Below are 19,356 nucleotides of genomic sequence, written 5' to 3'. Positions count from 1 at the left end.
GTTTATTCGATGTTCTGGATCTGCTCGCGCATCTGCTCGATGAGCACCTTGAGCTCCACCGCGCAGCGGGTAGTGCTGGCCACCACCGATTTCGACGACAGGGTGTTGGCCTCGCGGTTGAGCTCCTGCATCAGGAAGTCCAGGCGGCGGCCCACCGGGCCCTTCTGCTTCAGCTGGCGTTCCACTTCGGCGACGTGGGTGGCCAGGCGGTCGAGCTCCTCGTCGACATCGGCCTTATGGGCGAGCAGGGTGAGCTCGGCCTCCAGGCGCTGGGGGTCGAGCTCGGAGATCACCGCCTCCAGGCGCTCGAGGAGTTGGGCACGCTGGCGCTCGAGAATCTGTGGCATCAGGCGGCGCACTTCGCCGACCTGGGCCTCGATGCCGGCGAGGCGTTCGCGGATCAGGTCGGCGAGCTTCTCTCCCTCCCGGGCGCGACCGGCGACAAGATCGTCCAGGGCGCGCTCGAACAGCGCCAGGGCCTCGGCCTTGATCGTCTCGGGGTCGGGGCCCCGGCTCTCCAGCACCCCGGGGTAGTCGAGCAGGGCCAGGGCGTCGGGCGGGGTGGTCGCTTCCACCGTCTGGCACACCTCGGCAAGCGCCTGGGCGAGCTCGGCCAGGCGTGCGCCGTTCACGGCCAGCCTGGCGTTGTCGCCGGCGGCGTCGAAGCGCAGGCTGACCTCCACCTTGCCTCGTGCCAGGCGGGCGCGCAGGGCATCACGAAAGGCCGGCTCCAGGTCGCGCAGGCTCTCCGGCAGCCGGAAGTGGGGCTCCAGGTAGCGCTGGTTCACCGAGCGCAGCTCGAGTTGCAGGGTGCCCCAGGGCGCGGCGTGCTCCTGGCGGGCGAAGGCGGTCATGCTGTGCACCATGGCGAGGCTCCTGGCGAAGGCGGGCGTCAATGAAATGGTGACGCGAGTGATGAGGAGGGAATAGGCCGTAGTGTAACCGATTCGCCGTCACGGCCGGGCCAAGCGTGTAGAATGGCGGCCAGCCGATTCCCAACCGACTCCGATCATGAGGTGCCATGTCTACCGATTTTCGTCGCCCCAGCGGGCGCGCCCCCGAACAGTCCCGCGAGATCCGCCTGACCCGCGACTACACCCGCCACGCCGAGGGCTCGGTGCTGGTGGAGTTCGGCGATACCAAGGTGCTGTGCAACGCCAGCGTCGAGCCCGGCGTGCCGCGCTGGCTGCGCGGCAAGGGCCAGGGCTGGGTCACCGCCGAGTACGGTATGCTGCCCCGGGCCACCCATACCCGCGGTGGGCGCGAGGCGACCCGCGGCAAGCAGGGCGGCCGCACCCTGGAGATCCAGCGGCTGATCGGCCGTTCGCTGCGGGCGGCGGTTAACCTCAAGAAGCTGGGCGAATTCACCATCACCGTGGATTGCGACGTGATCCAGGCCGATGGTGGCACGCGTACCGCTTCCATCACCGGCGGTTGCGTGGCGCTGGTGGACGCCATCCGCTACCTGCAGCGCAACAAGCTGATCAAGGGCGACCCCTTCAAGCAGCTGGTCGGCTCGGTGTCGGTGGGTATCTTCAAGGGGGTGCCGGTGGTGGACCTGGACTACCCCGAGGACAGCGCGGCCGACACCGACATGAACGTGGTGATGGCCGAGGCGGGCAGCCTGATCGAGGTGCAGGGCACCGCCGAGAAGGGCAGCTTCAGCCGCGCCGAGCTCAACGCCATGCTGGAGCTGGCCGAGAACGCCGGCGCCCAGCTGTTCGAGCACCAGCGCGAGGCGCTGGGCATCCCGCGCTGAGGCACCGGGCTGCCGCCATCAACGCAGAGTGCCGGCCTCGGGGGCCGGCACTCTGCGTTCCGGCGGAGCGGAACGGCGACGGGGTCAGGGCTCAGAGCGGCAGGTCGTACTCGACGATCAGCGGTGCGTGCTCGGAGAAGGTGGCGTCGTAGTCGATCCAGGCATCCACCACATGGCGGCGGAAGTTGGGGCCCACCACCTGGTAGTCGATGCGCCAGCCCTCCTGGCGGGAGCGCGGCACCTCCTGGTCGAGCTTGGGCCACCAGGTGTACTCGCCGGCGTCGCGGTTGATCTCGCGGAAGCAGTCGATGAAGCCGGTGGGGCCGAACACCTGATCCATCCAGGCGCGCTCCTCGGGGGTGAAGCCTGGGGTCTCCTGGTTGTCGGCCCAGTTCTCCAGGTCGATGGTCTTGTGGGCGATGTGCCAGGTGCCGCAGATGATGTACTCGCGGCGCTTGCGCGCCATCTTGCTCAGGTACTCCTGGTACTGCGCCATGAAGGCCTGCTTGGCGGCGGGGTCGCTGCCGTCGGGCATCAGGAAGCTGGCGATGCTGAAGCGGTCGTAGTCCGCCTGCAGGAAGCGCGCCTCGTGGTCGCACTGGGGGAAGCCCAGCCCGTACATGATCGCCTTGGGGATCTTGCGGCAGTAGAGGCCGACCCCGGAGAAGCCGTCCTGCTCGGCGTCGAGGAAGTAGCCCTCGTAGCCTTCCGGGTAGAGGATGCTGTCGTCCAGCTCGAAGCTCTTGGCCTTGGTATTCTGGATGCAGACGACATCGGCGTCCTGGTTGGCCAGCCAGTCGAGGAAGCCTCGCCCGACGGCCTCGCGGATGCCGTTGACGTTGATGGTAGCGATTTTCATACGTGGTCCCTTTACCGTCGCGCGTGTATGATACCCGACGTTTCGACGTTTGGGTAAATGGCGAAGGCCAATAAACGTGATAGGAGGCCCCGTGGCGGATCGACGCATGCAGCCCTACCAGCGCGAGTTCATCGAGTTTGCCATCGCGCAGGGGGTGCTGCGTTTCGGCGAGTTCACGCTCAAGTCGGGCCGCATCAGCCCCTACTTCTTCAACGCCGGGCTGTTCCGCACCGGCGGCGCCCTGGCCCGGCTGGGGCGCTTCTACGCCCGCGCCATCGCCGACCAGGCGCCGGCCTTCGACGTTCTCTTCGGCCCCGCCTACAAGGGCATCCCGCTGGCCGCCACCACCGCCGTGGCACTGGCCGACCACCACGACCGCGACCTCCCCTACGCCTTCAACCGCAAGGAGGCCAAGGCCCATGGCGAGGGCGGCAACATCGTCGGCGCCGAGCTCGAAGGCGATATCCTGATCATCGATGACGTGATCACCGCCGGCACCGCCATCGGCGAGGTGATGACGCTGATCGAGGACGCCGGCGCCCGCGCCGCCGGGGTGGTGATCGCCCTGGATCGCCAGGAGCGCGGCAGCACCGAGGGCGAGGCGCGCAGCGCCATCCAGGAGGTCGAGGCGCGCTACGCCATGCCGGTGATCAGCATCGTGACGCTGGACATGGTGCTGGCCTATCTTGAGGAGCAGGGCGGCGAGCGCCTGCGTGGCCACGCCGACGCCATCCGCGCCTATCGGGAGCGCTATGGCGTGACGCCGGAGTGAGCTATGCTGTACGTTAAGTGTACAAGATTTTTGTTTCGTACAGCTTTAGGCGTCGACAGGAGAGAGGGAGAGACGGGATGCGAGCGATGACGAGAGGCCTCATCGGCCTGGCGCTGCTGGTCGGCGCGAGCGGCGTGCAGGCCAGCGAGCTGGACCTCAACCTGGGCGCCGATGCGGTCCAGTTCGAGGCGGCGGGCGAGCTGGTGGAGGGTATCCGCTTGGGCGGCGGCGTGGTGGACAGCGATTACCGCGAGGACGCCACCGTCTTCCACGCCCAGCTGATGGGCAGCCAGCACACCTCGCGTCGCGAGATCGGCGTGGGCGCCCGCTGGACCCACTACGACACCGACGTCGGCGCGGGCGGCGGCCTGGGGCTGGGCGGCTACGGCTACGTCTACCTGCCCAGCCTTCCCGAGGTCTCGCTTGGCGGCTACGGCTACTACACGCCGGATGCGGTGACCAGCCGCGAGCTGGAGGAGGGCTACGAGGTCGGCCTGCGCGCCCGCTACGCCTTCACCCCCAACGTCGACGGCTACCTGGGCGTGCGCCAGCTCGACGCCGACTTCAAGGATGAGCGGGGCAGCCGTACTCTGGATCGCGGCGCCCAGGTCGGGGTTCGCCTGCGCTTCTGACTCCCTGTCCCCCGACCCCCGGCACCGATGGCGGGCCCCCTGGCGGGGCCCGCCTGCGTTCCACGGGGCCTTACCGGAGCCACCATGCTCGACGTCGTCCTCTACCAGCCCGAGATCCCCCCCAACACCGGCAACCTGATCCGCCTGTGCGCCAACACCGGCTTTCGCCTGCACCTGATCGAGCCGCTGGGCTTCGTGCTGGATGACAAACGGCTGCGCCGTGCGGGGCTCGACTACCACGAGTGGGCGGCGGTGCGGGTGCATCCCGGCTGGGAGGCGTACCTGGCGGCGGCGGGCCCGGCGCGCCTGTTCGCCGTTTCGACCCGCGGCCGGACCGGCTATCATGAGCCTCGCTACCGGGCCGGCGACGCCCTGGTGTTCGGCCCCGAGACCCGCGGCCTGCCCCAGGCGCTGCTCGACGCCCTGCCCGAGACACAGCGGCTGCGCATCCCCATGCGCGAGGAGAGCCGCAGCCTCAACCTCTCCAACGCCTGTGCGGTGCTGGTCTATGAAGCCTGGCGACAGCTGGGCTTCGCCGGTGCCGCCGGAGTCGATACCCGATGAACGCGCCTCCCTCCATCCAGCAGCGCCTCGCCGGCCTCAACCCTCGCCAGCGCGAGGCGGTCGCCCATATCGACGGCCCCTGCCTGGTGCTGGCCGGCGCCGGTTCCGGCAAGACCAGCGTGATCACCACCAAGATCGCCTACCTGGTGCAGGTGTGCGGCATGAGCGCCCGGCGCATCGCCGCGGTGACCTTCACCAACAAGGCCGCCCGGGAGATGAAGGAGCGCGTGGGCAGCATGCTCAAGGGCCGGGAGGGGCACGGGCTCACCGTCTCCACCTTCCACACCCTGGGGCTCAACATCATCCGCCGCGAGCTCAAGGCGCTGGGCTATCGCCCCGGCTTCTCGCTGTTCGACCCCGAGGACGCCAAGGCCCTGCTGCGCGACCTGATGCACAAGGATGCCCAGGTCGACGCCGACCAGATCAACGCCGTGCAGCACCGCATCTCCGACTGGAAGAACGACCTGGTGCTGCCCGGCCAGGCGCTCTCCCATGCCGCCGACGAGGACGAGCTGTTCGCCGCCCGAGTCTATGAGGCCTACAACCGCCACCTCAAGGCCTACAACGCGGTGGACTTCGACGACCTGATCCTGCTGCCCGTGGTGCTGCTGCGTGACGACCCCGAGGCCCTGGCGCGCTGGCGCAAGCGCATCCACTACATGCTGGTGGACGAGTACCAGGACACCAACGTCAGCCAGTACCAGCTGGTCAAGCTGCTGATGGGGGAGCGCAAGACCTTCACCGTGGTGGGCGACGACGACCAGTCGATCTACGCCTGGCGCGGCGCACGGCCCGAGAACCTGGTGACCCTGGGCGAGGACTTCCCGCGCCTCAACGTCATCAAGCTGGAGCAGAACTACCGCTCCACCGGCACCATCCTGCGCGCCGCCAACACCCTGATCGGCCATAACCCCCACGTCTACGAGAAGACCCTATGGTCGGACATGGGCGAGGGTGCGCCGATCCGTGTGGTGGTCAACCGCCACGAGGAGGCCGAGGCCGAGCGCGTGGCCAGCGAGATCCTCACCCGCCGCATCAAGGAGCGCGCCGAGTGGCGTGACTTCGCGGTGCTCTACCGTGGCAACTTCCAGGCCCGGCTGCTGGAGCTCAAGCTGCAGCACTACCAGATCCCCTACAAGCTCTCCGGGGGCACCTCCTTCTTCTCGCGCAACGAGATCAAGGACGCCATGGCCTACCTGCGGCTGTTGATCAACCCGGCCGACGACAACGCCTTCCTGCGCATCGTCAACGTGCCGCGCCGGGAGATCGGCCCCGGTACCCTGGAGAAGCTGGCCAACTACGCCACCGAGCGGGGCATCGCGCTGTTCGCCGCCTGCCACGAGCTGGGCCTGGCCGAGCAGCTGTCGACCCGCGCGGTGGAGCGCCTGGGGCGCTTCACCCACTTCATCGACGGGGTGCGCCGGCGCATGGATGGCGGCGATGCCATCGCCGCCATCCGCGACATGCTGCGCGAGATGGACTACGAGGCCTGGCTCTACCAGAACGCCAGCGCGCCCACCATCGCCGAGCGGCGCATGGCCAACGTCTGGACCCTGATCGACCAGCTCGAACGCTCCATGCAGGCCGACCCCGAGGAGAGTTCGGTGACCGAGGAGACCGAGACCGATGACGTGGAGTCGGCGATCTCGCGGCTGGTACTGCGCGACATCCTCGAGCAGCAGGCCGAGGAGGACGACTCCGACCGGGTCCAGCTGCTGACCATGCACGCCTCCAAGGGGCTGGAGTTCCCGCATGTCTACCTGATGGGGCTGGAGGAGGAGCTGCTGCCCCACCGCAACGCCATCGAGGCGGGTACGGTGGAGGAGGAGCGCCGCCTGGCCTACGTGGGAATCACCCGGGCGCGGCGCACCCTGACCCTGACCCTGGCCCGCCAGCGCAAGACCTATGGTGAGTTGATGGACTGTGCCCCGAGCCGCTTCCTGGACGAGCTGCCCGAGGCCGACCTGGAGTGGGAGGGGCGCCCTGACCGCGAGGACCCGGAGAAGAAGCAGGCCCGCGGCCAGGACGCCATCGCCGGGCTGCGCTCGCTGCTTGGCTAACCGAGCTACGCCATCATGAGGAGTGACGTGGAGGGGGATTCCAGCGGCCGACCCCACGTCTTGCGCGGGGTCGGCCCAGAAAGGCGCCTTAGCGCTTCTGCTGGTTATAGTAGTTGGCGATGTCCGTGATGTCCTCATCGGAGAGCGAGGCTGCCATCGGCGTCATGAGGGCCGACATGCCACCCTGGCGCTGTCCTTCGCGATAGGCCTTAAGGGCATTTTCCAGATAGGCGACATTCTGTTCCGCAAGATCCGGGTACATCGGTGAGGTGCCTTTACCGTCCGTGCCGTGGCAGGCCACGCAGGTAGCGATCTTGTCGGCACCGGGCAGGTCGGTCGCAGCGACTTCAGCGGCGGCGCCCTCGGCAGCGGCGGTGTCCTCGGCAGCAGCGGCGTCCTCGGCGGCGGCGGCGTCCTCGGCGGCAGCGGCGTCCTCGGCGGCAGCGGTGTCACCACCACCCAGTTCGGGAACCTCCATTACCGGCTCGACCAGATAAGCGGTAACGGCCTCCATCTCGGCGTCGGAGAGGTTGGGGTTGCCGCCTCGCGCGGGCATTGCGTTGAAGCCGTTGATGGAGTGATCCAGCAGGGTGGCGAAGCCTTGCTCGACGCGTCCGGCCCAGGCGGCCTCGTCGCCGCGGATCGGGGCGCCGGCGGCACCGGTCTCGTGACAGGCCATGCAGACACTGTTGTAGATGCTGGCGCCATCGATATCGCCGCCGCTGGAGGCACTGTTGCTGGCGCCACCGGCACTGGCACTGGCGGTGCCGCAATCTTGGCCCTCGACACAGAGCTCGCCCACCGGCTTCAGGCGCTCGGCGATGGCTTCGCGCTCGGCGTCACTCTGCGCCAGGGCGATGCCGGCGCTAGCGGTCAGGCCCAGGGTGGCCAGCCACCCCATGATCAGCTTGCTGGATTTCACTCTCACCACCTCTTCACGGTCCTTTAGGAAGTTGTTCGCGGCAGCGCCCGGCGGAAACGGTGTCGGCAACGCAGCCGAGGGAGATGCCATCTTGTAATCGTTGCCGACAGTATACCGGCAACCTTGGCGCCAGGAAAATGGTGCGCCACCCCGTCGTTGTGGTGAGACGGCGGCCTCCTCTGCGTCCCACGCTGGACAGCGGCTGGCCTGGCAGTTAGGATGTCGTCCGCTCGGCGCCATGCCGGGTGATGCGCCCGTAGCTCAGCTGGATAGAGTACTGCCCTCCGAAGGCAGGGGTCACAGGTTCGAATCCTGTCGGGCGCGCCACGAATTCCGAAGGGCCGGGGAGAGCAATCTCCCCAGGCCCTTTTTTGCGTGCCTGTTGGTGGAGAATGTTTACTGATATGGATCAATAAAACCCGAGTGGCATGTTGATTGGCAATGAAAGCATGATACTAGTCAAAGAACATTCATGTTGTTATAAGAAATATTGTCTTTTATATCGTTGTGTGTTTTGGCAGACTCTGCCGTCCACTTGCAACGATACAGGGACGATGAAGACCTATCTGGGAAAGATGCGCGGTGAGCGCCTGCAGCGTGACACCCTCGATGTCCGCGATGCTCTGTGGTCATGGCTGGGGGCCTTCGCCGGCATGGGGGCGATCTGCTGGCTCAGTGCCCACTGGCTTTCCCAGCATCTGCTGATCGTGGCCTCCTTCGGCGCCACCTCGGTGCTGCTCTATGCGGCACCGGAGAGCCCCTTCGCCCAGCCTCGCAACGTGCTGCTGGGCAGCCTGATCTCGGCGGTGGCAGGGGTCGCCTGCTTCCAACTGCTGGGTGCCACGGCGCTCGCCGTGACCCTGGCGGTCTCGCTCTCCATCCTGCTGATGCAACTGACCCACAGCGTGCACCCGCCCGGGGCGGCGGCGGCGCTGATCGCGGTGATCGGCGGCCCCGAGATCACCGCCCTGGGCTGGTGGTACCCACTGATGCCCATCGGCATCGGCAGCGCCATCATGGTGGCGGTGGCCGTGCTGGTGAACAATCTGGCGCGTCATCGCCGCTATCCCCTGCACTGGTAGTACTGGTAGTGGAGCAGGGAAGGGGGCAGCAGGAAAAACCACAACTTTATCCCCGCGAAAACGGAAAGGATGTCATCTCCTTCGGCTCCCGGAGGGCTCGGTGACGCGGGGGGCTTCTGCTATCGTCTCGGGCGGAACCCGGGCCGCCGGCGCGTCGCCGCGGCCTTTCCCCCTACGTACTTGCCCAGGAGGCAGGCAATGGCGAATCCCCCTGATGCGGCCGTTCCCACCACCATGTCGGCCATGCTGCTGACCGGCCATGGCGACATCGACAGGCTGGTCTATCGCGGCGACGTGCCGACCCCGCGGCCGGGGGCCGGCGAGGTGCTGGTGCGGGTCACGGCCACGGCCAAGAACAACACCGACCGCAAGGCCCGCGAGGGACTCTATCCGGTGAAGAAAGGCGAGGTGACCTCGTTTGCCATGGGCGGCGAGCCGACCCTGACCTTCCCGCGCATCCAGGGCGCCGATATCGCCGGGCGCGTGGCGGCGGTGGGCGAGGGGGTCGACCCGGCCCGCCTCGGCGAGCGTGGCCTGCTCGACTTCAACCTCTACCCGGACCAGCGCCGCGACATCAACCTGACCCCGGACTACTACGGCCACGGTGCCGACGGCGGCTTCGCCGAGTACGTCGTCGTGCCTTCCGACCAGTTCCATCATGTGCCCAACCCGGAGCTCAGCGATGCCGAGCTGGCCGCCCTGGGCATGTGCTCCTACCAGACCGCCTATCACATGCTGACGTCCGCCGGCGTGAGTGCGGGCGAACGGGTGCTGGTCAGCGGCGCCAGCGGCGGCGTGGGCACCGCACTGATCCAGCTGTGCCGCATCCTGGGCGCCACTCCCTACGCGGTGAGCCAGCCGGAGAAGGCCGCGGCGCTGAAGGCGCTGGGCGCCGAGGCGGTGATCGATCGCGGTGACCTCGATGGCTTCGCCGAGCGGGTGCTGGCGGCCACCGGCGGCGCGCCCATCGACGCGGTGATGGACCTGGTCGGCGGCGAGATGACCGACCGCTTCATCGACACCATGATCCAGGACATGCCAGCGCGCACCACCTACCCGCGACTCTCCATCGCCGGCGCCAGCGGCGGCAACATCTCGGAGATCCTGTGGACGCGCATCTACCTCTACCAGGTGCAGATCTTCGGCGTCTCCCACGGCACCCGGGAGGAGGCCGAGCAGCTGATCGCCTGGATCCGCGCCGGCGCGCTGAAGCCGGTGCTGCATGCCGCCTTCAGGCTCTCCGAGCTGCATGCCGCCGAGCGCTACTTCGTCAGCCGCGGCAGCCACTTCCTGGGCAAGATCGTGATCGTGCCCGACAGCCAATGGGACGTGCACGGAGCGCCCTTCGCCCTGGCTTCTTCCTCTGCCAGCCAGCCCTCCGCCAGCCAGGAGACGCGCCCATGAGCCGCCCGCTGACCTTCAGGATGATGGACACCCACGCCGGCGGCGACGTCAGCCGCATCGTGCTCGGCGGCATCGAACCGCTGCCCGGCGCCACGGTGCGCGAGCAGATGCACTACCTGCGCGATGACGCCGACGGCCTGCGCCAGCTGTTGCTGTTCGAGCCCTACGGCGTGCCGGAGATGTCGGTGGATCTGATCGTGCCCGCCAGCGACCCCGAGGCGGCGGCCGGCTATATCATCATGGAGGTGATGGGCTATCCGATCTACTCCGGCTCCAACACCATCTGCACCGCCACCGCGGTGCTCGAGGCCGGCATCGTACCCAAGCGGGAGGGCGTGCAGCGCTTCATGCTCGAGGCCCCGGCGGGACGGGTCAATATCGAGGCCCGGGTGGAGAACGGCGTGGTGGAGGCGATCACCTGCGAGGGGTTACCCAGCTACATCGATACCTACCGTGCCGCGATCCAGGTGCCGGGGCTGGGCGAGGTGACCTACAGCGTGGCCTACAGCGGCGGCTTCTACGCCCTGGTGGATGCCGCCGAGCTGGGCTTCCACCTCAACCGCGACGAGGAGCGCGAGCTCGCCGAGTGCGCCCACAAGATCGTCGAGGCGATCCAGGCCGAGCGCGGCTTCTCCCACTACACCCTGGGCGATGTGGGGCCACTGCCCTTCCTGCACTTCATGGGGCCGGTGGAGCAGCTGGCCGACGACTTCTACCGCTCGCGTTCGGCCACCTATGTGCATCCCGGGGTGATCTGCCGCAGCACCACCGGCACCGGCACCTCGGCGCGTCTGGCGCTGATGCGCCACGAGGGCACAATCAAGCCCGGCGACCGGCTGGAGACCATCTCCCTGCGCGAGACCGGCTTCATCGGCACCTTCACCGGCACCCGGCAGGAGGGGCCCCACACGGTGGTGGAGAACACCATCACCGGCAAGGCCTATGTGCTGGGCCACACCGAGGTGGTGGTCAACTGCGACGATCCCCTGGTGGAGTGTGGCGGCCTGCACCATATCCTCAGCGCCCGCCACGGCTGAGGGGGCCAGGCTTGTTGCCGGAACAGCCCCGAGCAATCCTTGCCCTCGCCACCTTGACCCAGACGATTCGCCCGCCTGCCCCTTGAGCGTCGCCGCCAAAGGGGGCAGGCTGGCGCTCGTTCATCCTTTTGACTCTCCCTCTTTCAACTGACTCCGTTCGACTAACCCTGGAGGCTTGCCGTGGCCATCACCAACTTCTCCGACCTGCTCAGCGAGGCGCGCCTGCAGCCCGATGCCCAGCGCCTGCTGTTCGTCTTTACCCGCGCCGAACTGCCGGACAACCCCTCCGCCGAGCAGCGCGCCCGCTTCGAGCAGGGCGAGGGCGGAGTGCTTACCCCGGTACTGTGTGTCGACAAGGCCCCCGAGGAGCTGACCGACATGGCCGGCCTGGTGGCGGAGTCGCAGAACACCGGCGTCGAGTGGGACATCGTCTTCGTCGGTGCCCTTGCGGGGCGTAGCAGCGAGGCTCCCGCTTCCGAGCAGGCCGAGGCGCAGCTCGAGCGCATGGTCGAGTCGCTGAAGATGGGTAACGTCGAGGCCTTCCTGGCACTGGACCGCCAGGGAGAAGCGGTGCGCATCGGCTGAGCATGCCCCGCCCTTGCCATAGGGTTGAATTATCAAGGCGATGCCCCCATTCAATTTATACTATCGGGTAATACGGGCTACCATGCCTGCGTATTCCAGCCATCCCCAGGCAACGACCAAAGGAGCATCAACGAATGTCCCTGCTTAACACCGAAATCAAGCCGTTCAACGCCACCGCTTACCATAACGGCGAGTTCATCGACGTCAGCGAACAGGACCTGAAGGGCCAGTGGAGCATCTTCTTCTTCTACCCGGCCGACTTCACCTTCGTCTGCCCCACCGAGCTGGGTGACCTGCAGGATAACTACGAAGCATTCAAGAAGCTGGGCGTCGAGATCTACAGCGTCTCCACCGACACCCACTTCACCCACAAGGCGTGGCACGACAGCTCCGAGACCATCGGCAAGCTGACCTACCCGATGCTGGCCGACCCGACCCACACCATCTCGCGCAACTTCGAGGTGCTGATCGAGGATGCCGGTATCGCCGAGCGTGGCACCTTCGTGGTCGACCCCGATGGCAAGATCCAGATCATCGAGCTGAACGCCGGCAACATCGGCCGCAACGCCGAGGAGCTGCTGCGCAAGGTCAAGGCCGCCCAGTACGTGCGTGCCAACCCCAACGAGGTCTGCCCGGCCAAGTGGGAAGAAGGCGAAGCGACCCTGGCTCCGTCACTGGACCTGGTCGGCAAGATCTAAGCCCCGCCTCCGTGGCGAGGCCCCTCTTGCGGTCTTGCCACGCCGCCCCGGGCACTTCCCCCCCGCCCGGGGCTTTATTTCGCATCACGAGCCAGATCGATGGCACTGCCAAACCGGCAGGGCGCGGCCAGCTCGTGGCCTGACACTCTCGAACATGAAGGAACACGCTGTCATGTTGGACGACAATCTGAAAACTCAGCTCAAGGCCTACCTGGCCAAGGTCACCCAGCCCTTCGAGATCGTTGCGTCCCTCGATGATGGCACCAAGTCGCAGGAGCTGCATGGCCTGCTGACCGATATCGTCGGCCTGACCGACAAGATCACGCTCAGGCTGGATGGCACGGATGCGCGCCGCCCCTCCTTCGCGATCAATCGCCCCGGCGAGGAGACCGGTGTGGTGTTCGCCGGCCTCCCCATGGGCCACGAGTTCACCAGCCTGGTGCTGGCGCTGCTGCAGGTGGGCGGCCACCCGCCCAAGGCCAGTGACGAGGTGATCGAACAGATCAAGGGCCTCGATGGCGAGATGCGCTTCGAGACCTACTTCTCGCTCTCCTGCCAGAACTGCCCGGACGTGGTCCAGGCGCTGAACTTGATGGCGGTGCTCAACCCCAACGTTCATCACGTCGCCATCGACGGCGCGCTGTTCCAGGACGAGGTGAAGGCGCGCGAGATCATGTCGGTGCCGAGCGTCTACCTCAACGGCGAACCCTTCGACCAGGGCCGCATGAGCCTGGAGCAGATCCTCGCCAAGGTGGATACCGGTGCCGCCGAGCGTGAGGCCGCGAAGCTCAACGACAAGGCCACCTTCGACACCCTGATGATCGGCGGCGGGCCCGCCGGCGCCGCGGCGGCGGTCTATGCCGCACGCAAGGGTATCCGCACCGGCGTGGCCGCGGAGCGCTTCGGCGGTCAGGTGCTCGACACCCTGTCCATCGAGAACCTCATCTCCGTGCCCCACACCGAAGGCCCCAAGCTGGCCGCGGCGCTGGAGGAGCACGTCAAGGAGTACGAGGTCGATATCATGAACCTGCAGCAGGCGGTCAAGCTGGTGCCGGCCACCCAGCCGGGCGGCGAGCACGAGGTGGCATTCGCCTCCGGCGCTCGCCTGCGCGCCAAGACCCTGGTGCTGGCCACCGGCGCCCGCTGGCGCGAGATGGGCGTGCCCGGCGAGACCGAGTATCGCAACAAGGGCGTGGCTTACTGCCCCCACTGCGACGGCCCGCTGTTCAAGGGCAAGCATGTGGCGGTGATCGGCGGCGGCAACTCCGGCGTCGAGGCGGCCATTGACCTGGCCGGCATCGTCGGCCAGGTGACCCTGGTCGAGTTCATGGACGAGATGCGCGCCGATGCCGTGCTGCAGAAGAAGCTGCGCAGCCTGCCCAACGTCGAGATCATCCTCGGTGCCCGCACCACCGAGGTGAACGGCGACGGCAAGCGCGTCACCGGCCTCACCTATGAGGAGCGCGCCAGCGGCGAGCTCAAGCAGATCGACCTGCAGGGCATCTTCGTGCAGATCGGCCTGGTGCCCAATACCGAATGGCTCCAGGATTCGCTCATCGAGCTCTCCGAGCGTGGCGAGATCGTGGTCGATGCCCGCGGCATGACCAGCGTGCCGGGCATCTTCGCCGCCGGCGACGTGACCACCGTGCCCTACAAGCAGATCGTCATCGCCATGGGCGAGGGTTCCAAGGCCGCCCTGGGCGCCTTCGACTACCTGATCCGCAGCTGAGTCGTGTTCGCGTGAACATGTTCGCGTGAACAGGGGGGGCGCCTCGCGCCCCTGACCCCAGCGCCCCCGCCGGTCATGCCGGCGGGGGCGCTGCTCGTTCGGGCCAGGTCGAAGCGCGACCTCAGGGGGTGGCGTCCAGCACCTCGACCCGCTCGATCACCACCGGCGAGTCGGGCACGTTCTGCATCGGGCCACGATTGCCGGTGGGCACACGCTTGATGGCGTCCACCACCTCCATGCCCTCGACGACCTGGCCGAACACCGCGTAGCCCCAGGTCTGGCCCGACTGCTTGCTGACGTGGTCGAGGAAGCCGTTGTCGGCGACATTGATGAAGAACTGGGCGGTGGCCGAGTGGGGGGCGCCGGTACGCGCCATGGCCAGGGTGCCGCGGCGATTCTTGAGGTCGTTATCGGCCTCATTCTCGATCGGCTCGCGGGTCGGCTTCTGGTCGAACTCGGTGTCGAAGCCGCCGCCCTGGATCATGAAGTCGTCGATCACCCGGTGGAACAGGGTGCCGTCGTAGTGGCCGGACTCGGCGTAGGCCAGGAAGTTCTCGACGCTCCGGGGAGCCTGCTCTTCGTAAAGCTCGATGCCGATCGCGCCCTCGCTGGTGTGCAGTACCACGTCGGGTTCGGCGCTGGACTGGGCGAAGGCGGGACCGGCCAGGGCAGCGGTCAGGGGGGCGGTGGCAAGCAGGGCAAGGGCCAGGCGTCGCATGGGGATTCCTTTTCGGGTGGGTCGGTGGGGTCAGTGCCCAGCATACGGCGCCATGCGACGGCTGTCAGCGGTTGTCGCGGCGGCAGGCCTCCCGGGCGCGCGCCATGGCATCGGTGGCGTCGTCGAGGGCGAAGACCATGAACCAGGGGTCGTCGGGAGCGCGCATGAGGCGTAGTCGCAGCAGTTCGCCTCGGCGCATCTCGTCGAGCAGCAGGCGCTGCCGGGGCAGGTCGAACTGCACGTAGAAGCCGCTGTCGCCGCGTTCGGTGCGAAACTCGGCCTGACCCGCGTGGATGGTCTGCTCGTCGACCCGCAGGTCCACCGGCACGCGGTTGGCCACGCGGCTCTCGGACTGGCGTTCGCCGAGGTCGACCCGCATCTCCAGCCAGGGTGCCTCGCAGGCGCCGGGGGTGAAGGTGACGCCGAAGTGGGCGTCGGCGTAGGTGTTGCCCTCCAGGGCGCGGTAGAGGCGCTCCTCGCCGAGGCTCAGGGTCATCGACTGCCAGGCGCCGTGGCGCTCGACCTCGGCGACGTTGAACTGCACCGCGCCGGCCGACCCGGCCAGGGCCAGGCCGATCAGGGCGGCGGCGAAACGGGCAAGGCGTAACGACATCCATGGGCTCCTCGGGTGGCGGTGCGCCCGAGGCTAGCACGCCGGCCCCCGCCGCGCAGCCTGAGAGGGTCTTTGTTCAGGGCTATCGTAGATAGCAGCACCGCTCAAGGCTGTCCCCGGCGCCTTTCACTACCACCCTGTCAGTAACTGCGATAGCCCTGGGCCGTTGCTCGTTCTACCTACTGCGCGTGTTGCATGCCGCCCATGCTCCCATCGATATCGCCGCCCAGCTCGCCGCGGCCCAGGCGTCCCAGCAGGTCGAGGTCGATCTCGGCGAAGGTGACCAGCTCGCCGCCATGCTCCTCGCGGAATGCCTCGGCGTCGGCCTGCTCGGCAAACGAGGCCAGGGTGTGGCCCATGGCGCCGCGCTGGTCGTGACCCACCACGTAGACGGCCTCGCTGGCCAGCACGAAGGCCTCGTCGTCGGGGGTGGCCCAGGGCGCGGCGGCCACGTCGTGCACATAGGCGTGGGAGACTTGAGTCTCGTTCTCGGGTTGCTTGAGGAAGGCGAACAGATCCATGGTGGAGCAGAATTTCAGCGGCTCCTCCTGCTTGTCCATGAAGGCCTCGCCCTTGGGGCCGGGGTGTCCGGTGATCAGCATGCCGCAGACGTGGCAGCTATCGCCCGCCTCGATGGGCTGGGCGGCGGCCAGCACTTCCGGCTCGGATTCGCCGCAGGCGGAGAGCAGCAGGGTGATGATCAGCAGGAGTGGCAGGGTCAGTTTTTTCATCGATGAATCACTCATCAGCGGGAAGATGGGGCGATCTGGAAGGCTCAGGCGGAGCGGCGGCGGAAGCGCAGCAGCGCCAGCCCCAGGGGCCCCAGGATCCAGGCGGTCAGGATGGCGGTAACCACCGCAGGGTGGAAGGCGCCAGCGGTGGCGATGGAGGTCAGGCCGCTGTAGTTGCGGGCGGCCTCGAAGCCGGCCAGGTTGATCAGGCGGAAGCACTCGGTGGGGTTGAGCAGCAGCAGCCAGGGCAGCCAGTCGCCGCCCTGTTCGACGCTGACCAGCAGCGCCAGCAGCCCGAGGTCGAAGACCAGCACGAACAGGAACCACACCACCAGCGCCAGGCCGGCGGCGCGAGCCTTCTCGGTCACGCACACGCTGATCAGGTAGGCGAAGGCGATGAACACCCAGCCCAGCAGGATGCTGCTACCGATCAGCAGGCCCATGCCGGCGGCCAGCTCGGCTAGCGCCACGCCCTTGGCGCCGATCGCGATGACCGTTCCGGCAATGCCGAAGCCCAGCGCCGTGGCGGCGGCCAGGATCAGGCCGTGGCCGAGGAACTTGCCGAGCAGCAGCTGAGTGCGGCTGATGGGGTAGGTGAGCAGCAGCAGCAGGGTGCCCGCCTCCTGTTCGCCCACCACGGCGTCGTAGGCCAGCAGCAGGGCGATCAGCGGGATCAGGAACACCGCCAGCGTCGCCAGGCTGACCACGGTGGTGGCCAGCGAAGTGAAGCCCAGGCCGCCGCTGGCGGCGGCGCCGAACCAGGCGATGCCCACGGCGAGGAAGGCCAGCACCAGGGCGATGGCCAGCACCCAGCGGTTACGCAGGCCGTCGCGGAACTCCTTGCCGGCGATGGTCAGGATGGCATTCATTCGGCGTCTCCTCGTGGCGCGGGCGAGAGGCCGGCGGAGAAGTGGGTATAGAGGTGCTCCAGGGTCGGCGGCAGCAGCTCGATATCCTCGACGCCTGCGGTGTCGGTGAGCCGGCGCAATACCGCGAGCTTGGCGTCCGGCGGTACCGTCAGCGAGACCTCGTGGCCGTTGAGGGCGGCGACCGCGATACGCGGGTCATCCCAGCCGGCCAGGCGTCTGGCGAGGTCGCCATCGCCGGCGTGGCCCCGGGCGCGCAAGGTGATCGGCAGGGCCGCTTCCTCGCGCAGCTCCGCCAGGCTGCCCAGCGCCAGGCGTTTGCCGCCACCGAGGATCAGCGCACGGTCGATATAGGGCTCCACCCCGGGCAACACGTGGGAGGAGAGCAGCACGGTGCAGCCGCGTTCGCGCAGGCCGCGCACGGTGTCGTAGAAGTCGCGGGTGGCGGCCGGGTCGAGGCCGGTGGTGGGCTCGTCGAGCAGCAGCAGGCGCGGGTCGCCGAGCAGCGCCTGGGCCAGGCCCAGGCGCTGGCGCATGCCCTTGGAGTAGGTCTTTACCCGGCGCTGGGCGGCGTGGCCGAGGCCGACCCGGTCCAGCAGCTCGCCCACCTGGCCGCGGTCGACCCGCTTCAGGCGGGCGAAGTAGTCGAGCACCTCCTGGCCGCTGAGCTGCTCGTAGAAGCTGACGTTCTCGGGCAGGTAGCCCAGGCGGCGGCGTAGCGTCTCGGCATGGGCGCCGTCGGGGGCGCCGCCGAGCACCGCCACACTCCCTTCGCTGGGTGAGAGCAGCCCGAGGATCAGGTGCATGGTGGTGGTCTTGCCGGCGCCGTTGTGGCCCAGCAGGGCCAGCACCTCGCCCTCGTTCACTCGAAGGTCGAGGGCAGCGAGGCGCACCAGGCCGCCATCGCGGCGGGTGACACCCTGGAAATCGATTACCGCGGTCATGCGCTGGCGTCTCCCCTGGCGGGTGTATGGAAGGCGGGTCCGTTCACGTCGGCTGCTCTCGGGTCGGGGTCCTTCATCAGTGGATGGCTGTCCTTGACGCCCTGGGGGCGGAATACCGGGAACTGGCGTTGCACCCAGCGCAGCGCCAGCACCGCGGGACTGTGCATCAGCAGCCGCGCCACCGGATAGCGCCACAGCAGGCGATCCATGGCGTCGTTGGGCTCGTAGGCGGTGTCGCCCACCCCGTCGCCGTCGAGGTCCCAGCCCAGGTAGTCGCTCCAGTAGTTGCCACGTCCCGCCTCGGACCACTCCTGGGGGCGGGTCGCCACGTACATCACCTGCTGGCGATTGTCGACGAAGGCGTTGCCGACGAGTTGGTTGTCCTCGGAGCCGGCCGTGAGGTGAATGCCGATATCGCTCTCGGCCAGGCGGTTGGCCTCGAAGCGATTGTACTGGGAGTTATAGACGAACAGCGCCTTGCCCTCGGCGCCGCTGACCAGCCCCTTGCCCTGGGCGTCGCGGCGCTGGTGAGCGCGAGTGATGCTGTTGTCGCGCAGCAGGGAGTCGGTGATGTTGTTCATCAGGATGCCGTAGTTGCGGTCTCCCTCCGAGCGGTTGCCGATCACCGTGAGGTGCTTGGACTGCATCAGCGCGTAGCCGGTGCGGGTATCCCGGGTGGTGTTCTCTTCCACACGGTTGTCGTAGGCGTACATGTAGTGCACACCGTAGCGCAGGTCCTGCATATGGTTGCCGCGCAGCAGGCACTGGCTACTGGTGTCGATATAGATGCCGTCGCGGGTGTGGCGGATGTCGTTGCCCTCCACCCTGACATTGCGGGAGTTGAACAGGTGCACGCCGTTGCCGCGATCCTGGGAGCGCATGGTGGCGTCGCCGCGGATCACGTTGTCGAGTACCTGCACATCGCTGACGGCGTCGAGCCACAGGCCGAAACCGGGGCCTTCGAGCCGCGAGTCGCGAATCACACTGCCGGTGGCGCTCGTCTCGACGAAGAGCCCGGCATCCATCTCGGTCAGGTTGGTGCCCCAGTTCTCGATGGTCACGCCCTCGATCATGATGTCCGGGGCATCCAGCACCACGGCGTGGCCCTCGCCACCGCCGTCGATCACCGCGCCCGCTGCGCCCGAGAGGGTCAGGGTGCGGTCGATGACCAGCGGGCCGGGGTAGCGGCCCTGGGGCAGGATCAGGCGGTCGCCGTGCTCGGCCCGCGCGATCAGCGGCTGCAGTGGCTCGCCGGGCGTGGCCGTCAGGTCGGCGGCCAGCAGGCCGCCCGGCAGCCCACCCAATAAACATAGGAGCAGCCAGGCGGCAGGTAACAGTCGGGGGACGACGTCTCGCAGTCGTCGGATCATGCGTCTCTCCG

At 67.8% G+C, this 19,356-nt stretch carries 20 protein-coding genes and 1 tRNA gene; 12 read left to right on the top strand and 9 right to left on the bottom strand.

Annotated features, from left to right (window positions below):
* Nucleotides 1-2: 2 nt before the first annotated feature.
* A complete protein-coding gene (locus NFH66_RS17305; protein ID WP_349611532.1) occupies nt 3-866 on the bottom strand; it encodes a YicC/YloC family endoribonuclease in 864 nt (287 codons plus the stop codon).
* 155 nt (nt 867-1,021) lie between these two features.
* Here NFH66_RS17305 and rph point away from each other — a divergent pair, with 155 nt between their 5' ends.
* Nucleotides 1,022-1,759 (top strand): ribonuclease PH, encoded by a 738-nt coding sequence (rph, locus tag NFH66_RS17300; RefSeq protein ID WP_349611531.1) that lies wholly within the window; start codon nt 1,022-1,024, stop codon nt 1,757-1,759.
* A gap of 91 nt (nt 1,760-1,850) precedes the next feature.
* Here the strand turns inward: rph and NFH66_RS17295 are convergent, their stop codons facing one another.
* Nucleotides 1,851-2,618, bottom strand: a complete 768-nt coding sequence (locus NFH66_RS17295) for an exodeoxyribonuclease III (RefSeq protein ID WP_089678979.1) — start codon at nt 2,616-2,618, stop codon at nt 1,851-1,853.
* A gap of 106 nt (nt 2,619-2,724) precedes the next feature.
* Between NFH66_RS17295 and pyrE the strand changes: the two genes are divergently transcribed.
* The 4 genes from pyrE (at nt 2,725) to rep (ending at nt 6,646) form a co-directional block, all read left to right on the top strand.
* Nucleotides 2,725-3,390 carry an orotate phosphoribosyltransferase gene (pyrE, locus tag NFH66_RS17290; RefSeq protein WP_300271688.1) on the top strand — a complete coding sequence of 222 codons (666 nt, stop codon included), beginning with the start codon at nt 2,725-2,727 and terminating at the stop codon, nt 3,388-3,390.
* Nucleotides 3,391-3,476: 86 nt separating this feature from the next.
* Entirely contained in the window at nt 3,477-4,022 is a 546-nt protein-coding gene (locus tag NFH66_RS17285) for a YfaZ family outer membrane protein (RefSeq protein ID WP_023006150.1), read from the top strand.
* An 84-nt stretch (nt 4,023-4,106) separates the two neighbouring features.
* Entirely contained in the window at nt 4,107-4,586 is a 480-nt protein-coding gene (trmL, locus tag NFH66_RS17280) for a tRNA (uridine(34)/cytosine(34)/5-carboxymethylaminomethyluridine(34)-2'-O)-methyltransferase TrmL (protein ID WP_300271655.1), read from the top strand.
* Complete coding sequence (gene rep / locus NFH66_RS17275) at nt 4,583-6,646, top strand: DNA helicase Rep (RefSeq protein ID WP_349611529.1); 2,064 nt, start codon at nt 4,583-4,585, stop codon at nt 6,644-6,646. Before trmL ends, rep begins: the two co-directional genes overlap by 4 nt.
* An 88-nt stretch (nt 6,647-6,734) precedes the next feature.
* Here rep and NFH66_RS17270 read toward each other — a convergent pair whose 3' ends face one another.
* Nucleotides 6,735-7,568, bottom strand: coding sequence for a c-type cytochrome (locus tag NFH66_RS17270; RefSeq protein ID WP_349611527.1), 834 nt, complete (start codon nt 7,566-7,568; stop codon nt 6,735-6,737).
* A gap of 250 nt (nt 7,569-7,818) precedes the next feature.
* On the opposite strand from NFH66_RS17270, the gene NFH66_RS17265 reads away from it, so the two are divergent.
* The 7 genes from NFH66_RS17265 to ahpF all read left to right on the top strand — a co-directional run bounded on the left by NFH66_RS17265 (nt 7,819) and on the right by ahpF (nt 14,103).
* Nucleotides 7,819-7,895 (top strand) — tRNA-Arg (locus tag NFH66_RS17265).
* A 227-nt stretch (nt 7,896-8,122) separates the two neighbouring features.
* Nucleotides 8,123-8,650, top strand: a complete 528-nt coding sequence (locus tag NFH66_RS17260) for an HPP family protein (RefSeq protein ID WP_349611526.1) — start codon at nt 8,123-8,125, stop codon at nt 8,648-8,650.
* 198 nt (nt 8,651-8,848) lie between these two features.
* Nucleotides 8,849-10,054 (top strand): zinc-binding dehydrogenase, encoded by a 1,206-nt coding sequence (locus NFH66_RS17255; protein WP_349611525.1) that lies wholly within the window; start codon nt 8,849-8,851, stop codon nt 10,052-10,054.
* Entirely contained in the window at nt 10,051-11,091 is a 1,041-nt protein-coding gene (locus NFH66_RS17250; protein ID WP_349611524.1) for a proline racemase family protein, read from the top strand. Before NFH66_RS17255 ends, NFH66_RS17250 begins: the two co-directional genes overlap by 4 nt.
* A gap of 180 nt (nt 11,092-11,271) precedes the next feature.
* The gene (locus tag NFH66_RS17245) at nt 11,272-11,676 is read left to right on the top strand and encodes a ribonucleotide reductase subunit alpha (protein ID WP_349611523.1); all 405 of its coding nucleotides are present in this window, start codon (nt 11,272-11,274) and stop codon (nt 11,674-11,676) included.
* 134 nt (nt 11,677-11,810) lie between these two features.
* Entirely contained in the window at nt 11,811-12,374 is a 564-nt protein-coding gene (gene ahpC / locus NFH66_RS17240) for an alkyl hydroperoxide reductase subunit C (RefSeq protein WP_349611521.1), read from the top strand.
* 172 nt (nt 12,375-12,546) lie between these two features.
* Complete coding sequence (gene ahpF / locus NFH66_RS17235; protein WP_349611519.1) at nt 12,547-14,103, top strand: alkyl hydroperoxide reductase subunit F; 1,557 nt, start codon at nt 12,547-12,549, stop codon at nt 14,101-14,103.
* A 121-nt stretch (nt 14,104-14,224) separates the two neighbouring features.
* On the opposite strand, the gene NFH66_RS17230 is transcribed toward ahpF, so the two are convergent.
* From NFH66_RS17230 to NFH66_RS17205, 6 genes are all read right to left on the bottom strand, one after another.
* Nucleotides 14,225-14,821, bottom strand: coding sequence for a peptidylprolyl isomerase (locus tag NFH66_RS17230; RefSeq protein WP_349611517.1), 597 nt, complete (start codon nt 14,819-14,821; stop codon nt 14,225-14,227).
* Nucleotides 14,822-14,885: 64 nt separating this feature from the next.
* A complete protein-coding gene (locus tag NFH66_RS17225; protein ID WP_349611516.1) occupies nt 14,886-15,434 on the bottom strand; it encodes a hypothetical protein in 549 nt (182 codons plus the stop codon).
* A gap of 179 nt (nt 15,435-15,613) precedes the next feature.
* Nucleotides 15,614-16,165 carry a nitrous oxide reductase accessory protein NosL gene (locus NFH66_RS17220; protein WP_349611514.1) on the bottom strand — a complete coding sequence of 184 codons (552 nt, stop codon included), beginning with the start codon at nt 16,163-16,165 and terminating at the stop codon, nt 15,614-15,616.
* 44 nt (nt 16,166-16,209) lie between these two features.
* Nucleotides 16,210-17,034, bottom strand: coding sequence for an ABC transporter permease (locus NFH66_RS17215; RefSeq protein WP_349611512.1), 825 nt, complete (start codon nt 17,032-17,034; stop codon nt 16,210-16,212).
* Complete coding sequence (locus NFH66_RS17210; protein WP_349611511.1) at nt 17,031-17,975, bottom strand: ABC transporter ATP-binding protein; 945 nt, start codon at nt 17,973-17,975, stop codon at nt 17,031-17,033. Before NFH66_RS17210 ends, NFH66_RS17215 begins: the two co-directional genes overlap by 4 nt.
* Complete coding sequence (locus NFH66_RS17205; RefSeq protein ID WP_349611509.1) at nt 17,972-19,345, bottom strand: nitrous oxide reductase family maturation protein NosD; 1,374 nt, start codon at nt 19,343-19,345, stop codon at nt 17,972-17,974. Before NFH66_RS17205 ends, NFH66_RS17210 begins: the two co-directional genes overlap by 4 nt.
* Nucleotides 19,346-19,356: the final 11 nt, after the last annotated feature.

Origin of the sequence: Halomonas sp. H10-9-1, assembly GCF_040147005.1 — a bacterium.
Lineage (GTDB): Bacteria > Pseudomonadota > Gammaproteobacteria > Pseudomonadales > Halomonadaceae > Halomonas.
This window is presented reverse-complemented; position numbering and strand designations above follow the sequence as displayed.

Coding starts and splice junctions, on each gene's coding strand:
- NFH66_RS17305 (WP_349611532.1), bottom strand. CDS start 866: ATGGTGCACAGCATGACCGCCTTCGCCCGCCAGGAGCACGCCGCGCCC.
- rph (WP_349611531.1), top strand. CDS start 1,022: ATGTCTACCGATTTTCGTCGCCCCAGCGGGCGCGCCCCCGAACAGTCC.
- NFH66_RS17295 (WP_089678979.1), bottom strand. CDS start 2,618: ATGAAAATCGCTACCATCAACGTCAACGGCATCCGCGAGGCCGTCGGG.
- pyrE (WP_300271688.1), top strand. CDS start 2,725: ATGCAGCCCTACCAGCGCGAGTTCATCGAGTTTGCCATCGCGCAGGGG.
- NFH66_RS17285 (WP_023006150.1), top strand. CDS start 3,477: ATGACGAGAGGCCTCATCGGCCTGGCGCTGCTGGTCGGCGCGAGCGGC.
- trmL (WP_300271655.1), top strand. CDS start 4,107: ATGCTCGACGTCGTCCTCTACCAGCCCGAGATCCCCCCCAACACCGGC.
- rep (WP_349611529.1), top strand. CDS start 4,583: ATGAACGCGCCTCCCTCCATCCAGCAGCGCCTCGCCGGCCTCAACCCT.
- NFH66_RS17260 (WP_349611526.1), top strand. CDS start 8,123: ATGAAGACCTATCTGGGAAAGATGCGCGGTGAGCGCCTGCAGCGTGAC.
- NFH66_RS17255 (WP_349611525.1), top strand. CDS start 8,849: ATGGCGAATCCCCCTGATGCGGCCGTTCCCACCACCATGTCGGCCATG.
- NFH66_RS17250 (WP_349611524.1), top strand. CDS start 10,051: ATGAGCCGCCCGCTGACCTTCAGGATGATGGACACCCACGCCGGCGGC.
- ahpC (WP_349611521.1), top strand. CDS start 11,811: ATGTCCCTGCTTAACACCGAAATCAAGCCGTTCAACGCCACCGCTTAC.
- ahpF (WP_349611519.1), top strand. CDS start 12,547: ATGTTGGACGACAATCTGAAAACTCAGCTCAAGGCCTACCTGGCCAAG.
- NFH66_RS17230 (WP_349611517.1), bottom strand. CDS start 14,821: ATGCGACGCCTGGCCCTTGCCCTGCTTGCCACCGCCCCCCTGACCGCT.
- NFH66_RS17225 (WP_349611516.1), bottom strand. CDS start 15,434: ATGTCGTTACGCCTTGCCCGTTTCGCCGCCGCCCTGATCGGCCTGGCC.
- NFH66_RS17220 (WP_349611514.1), bottom strand. CDS start 16,165: ATGAAAAAACTGACCCTGCCACTCCTGCTGATCATCACCCTGCTGCTC.
- NFH66_RS17215 (WP_349611512.1), bottom strand. CDS start 17,034: ATGAATGCCATCCTGACCATCGCCGGCAAGGAGTTCCGCGACGGCCTG.
- NFH66_RS17210 (WP_349611511.1), bottom strand. CDS start 17,975: ATGACCGCGGTAATCGATTTCCAGGGTGTCACCCGCCGCGATGGCGGC.
- NFH66_RS17205 (WP_349611509.1), bottom strand. CDS start 19,345: ATGATCCGACGACTGCGAGACGTCGTCCCCCGACTGTTACCTGCCGCC.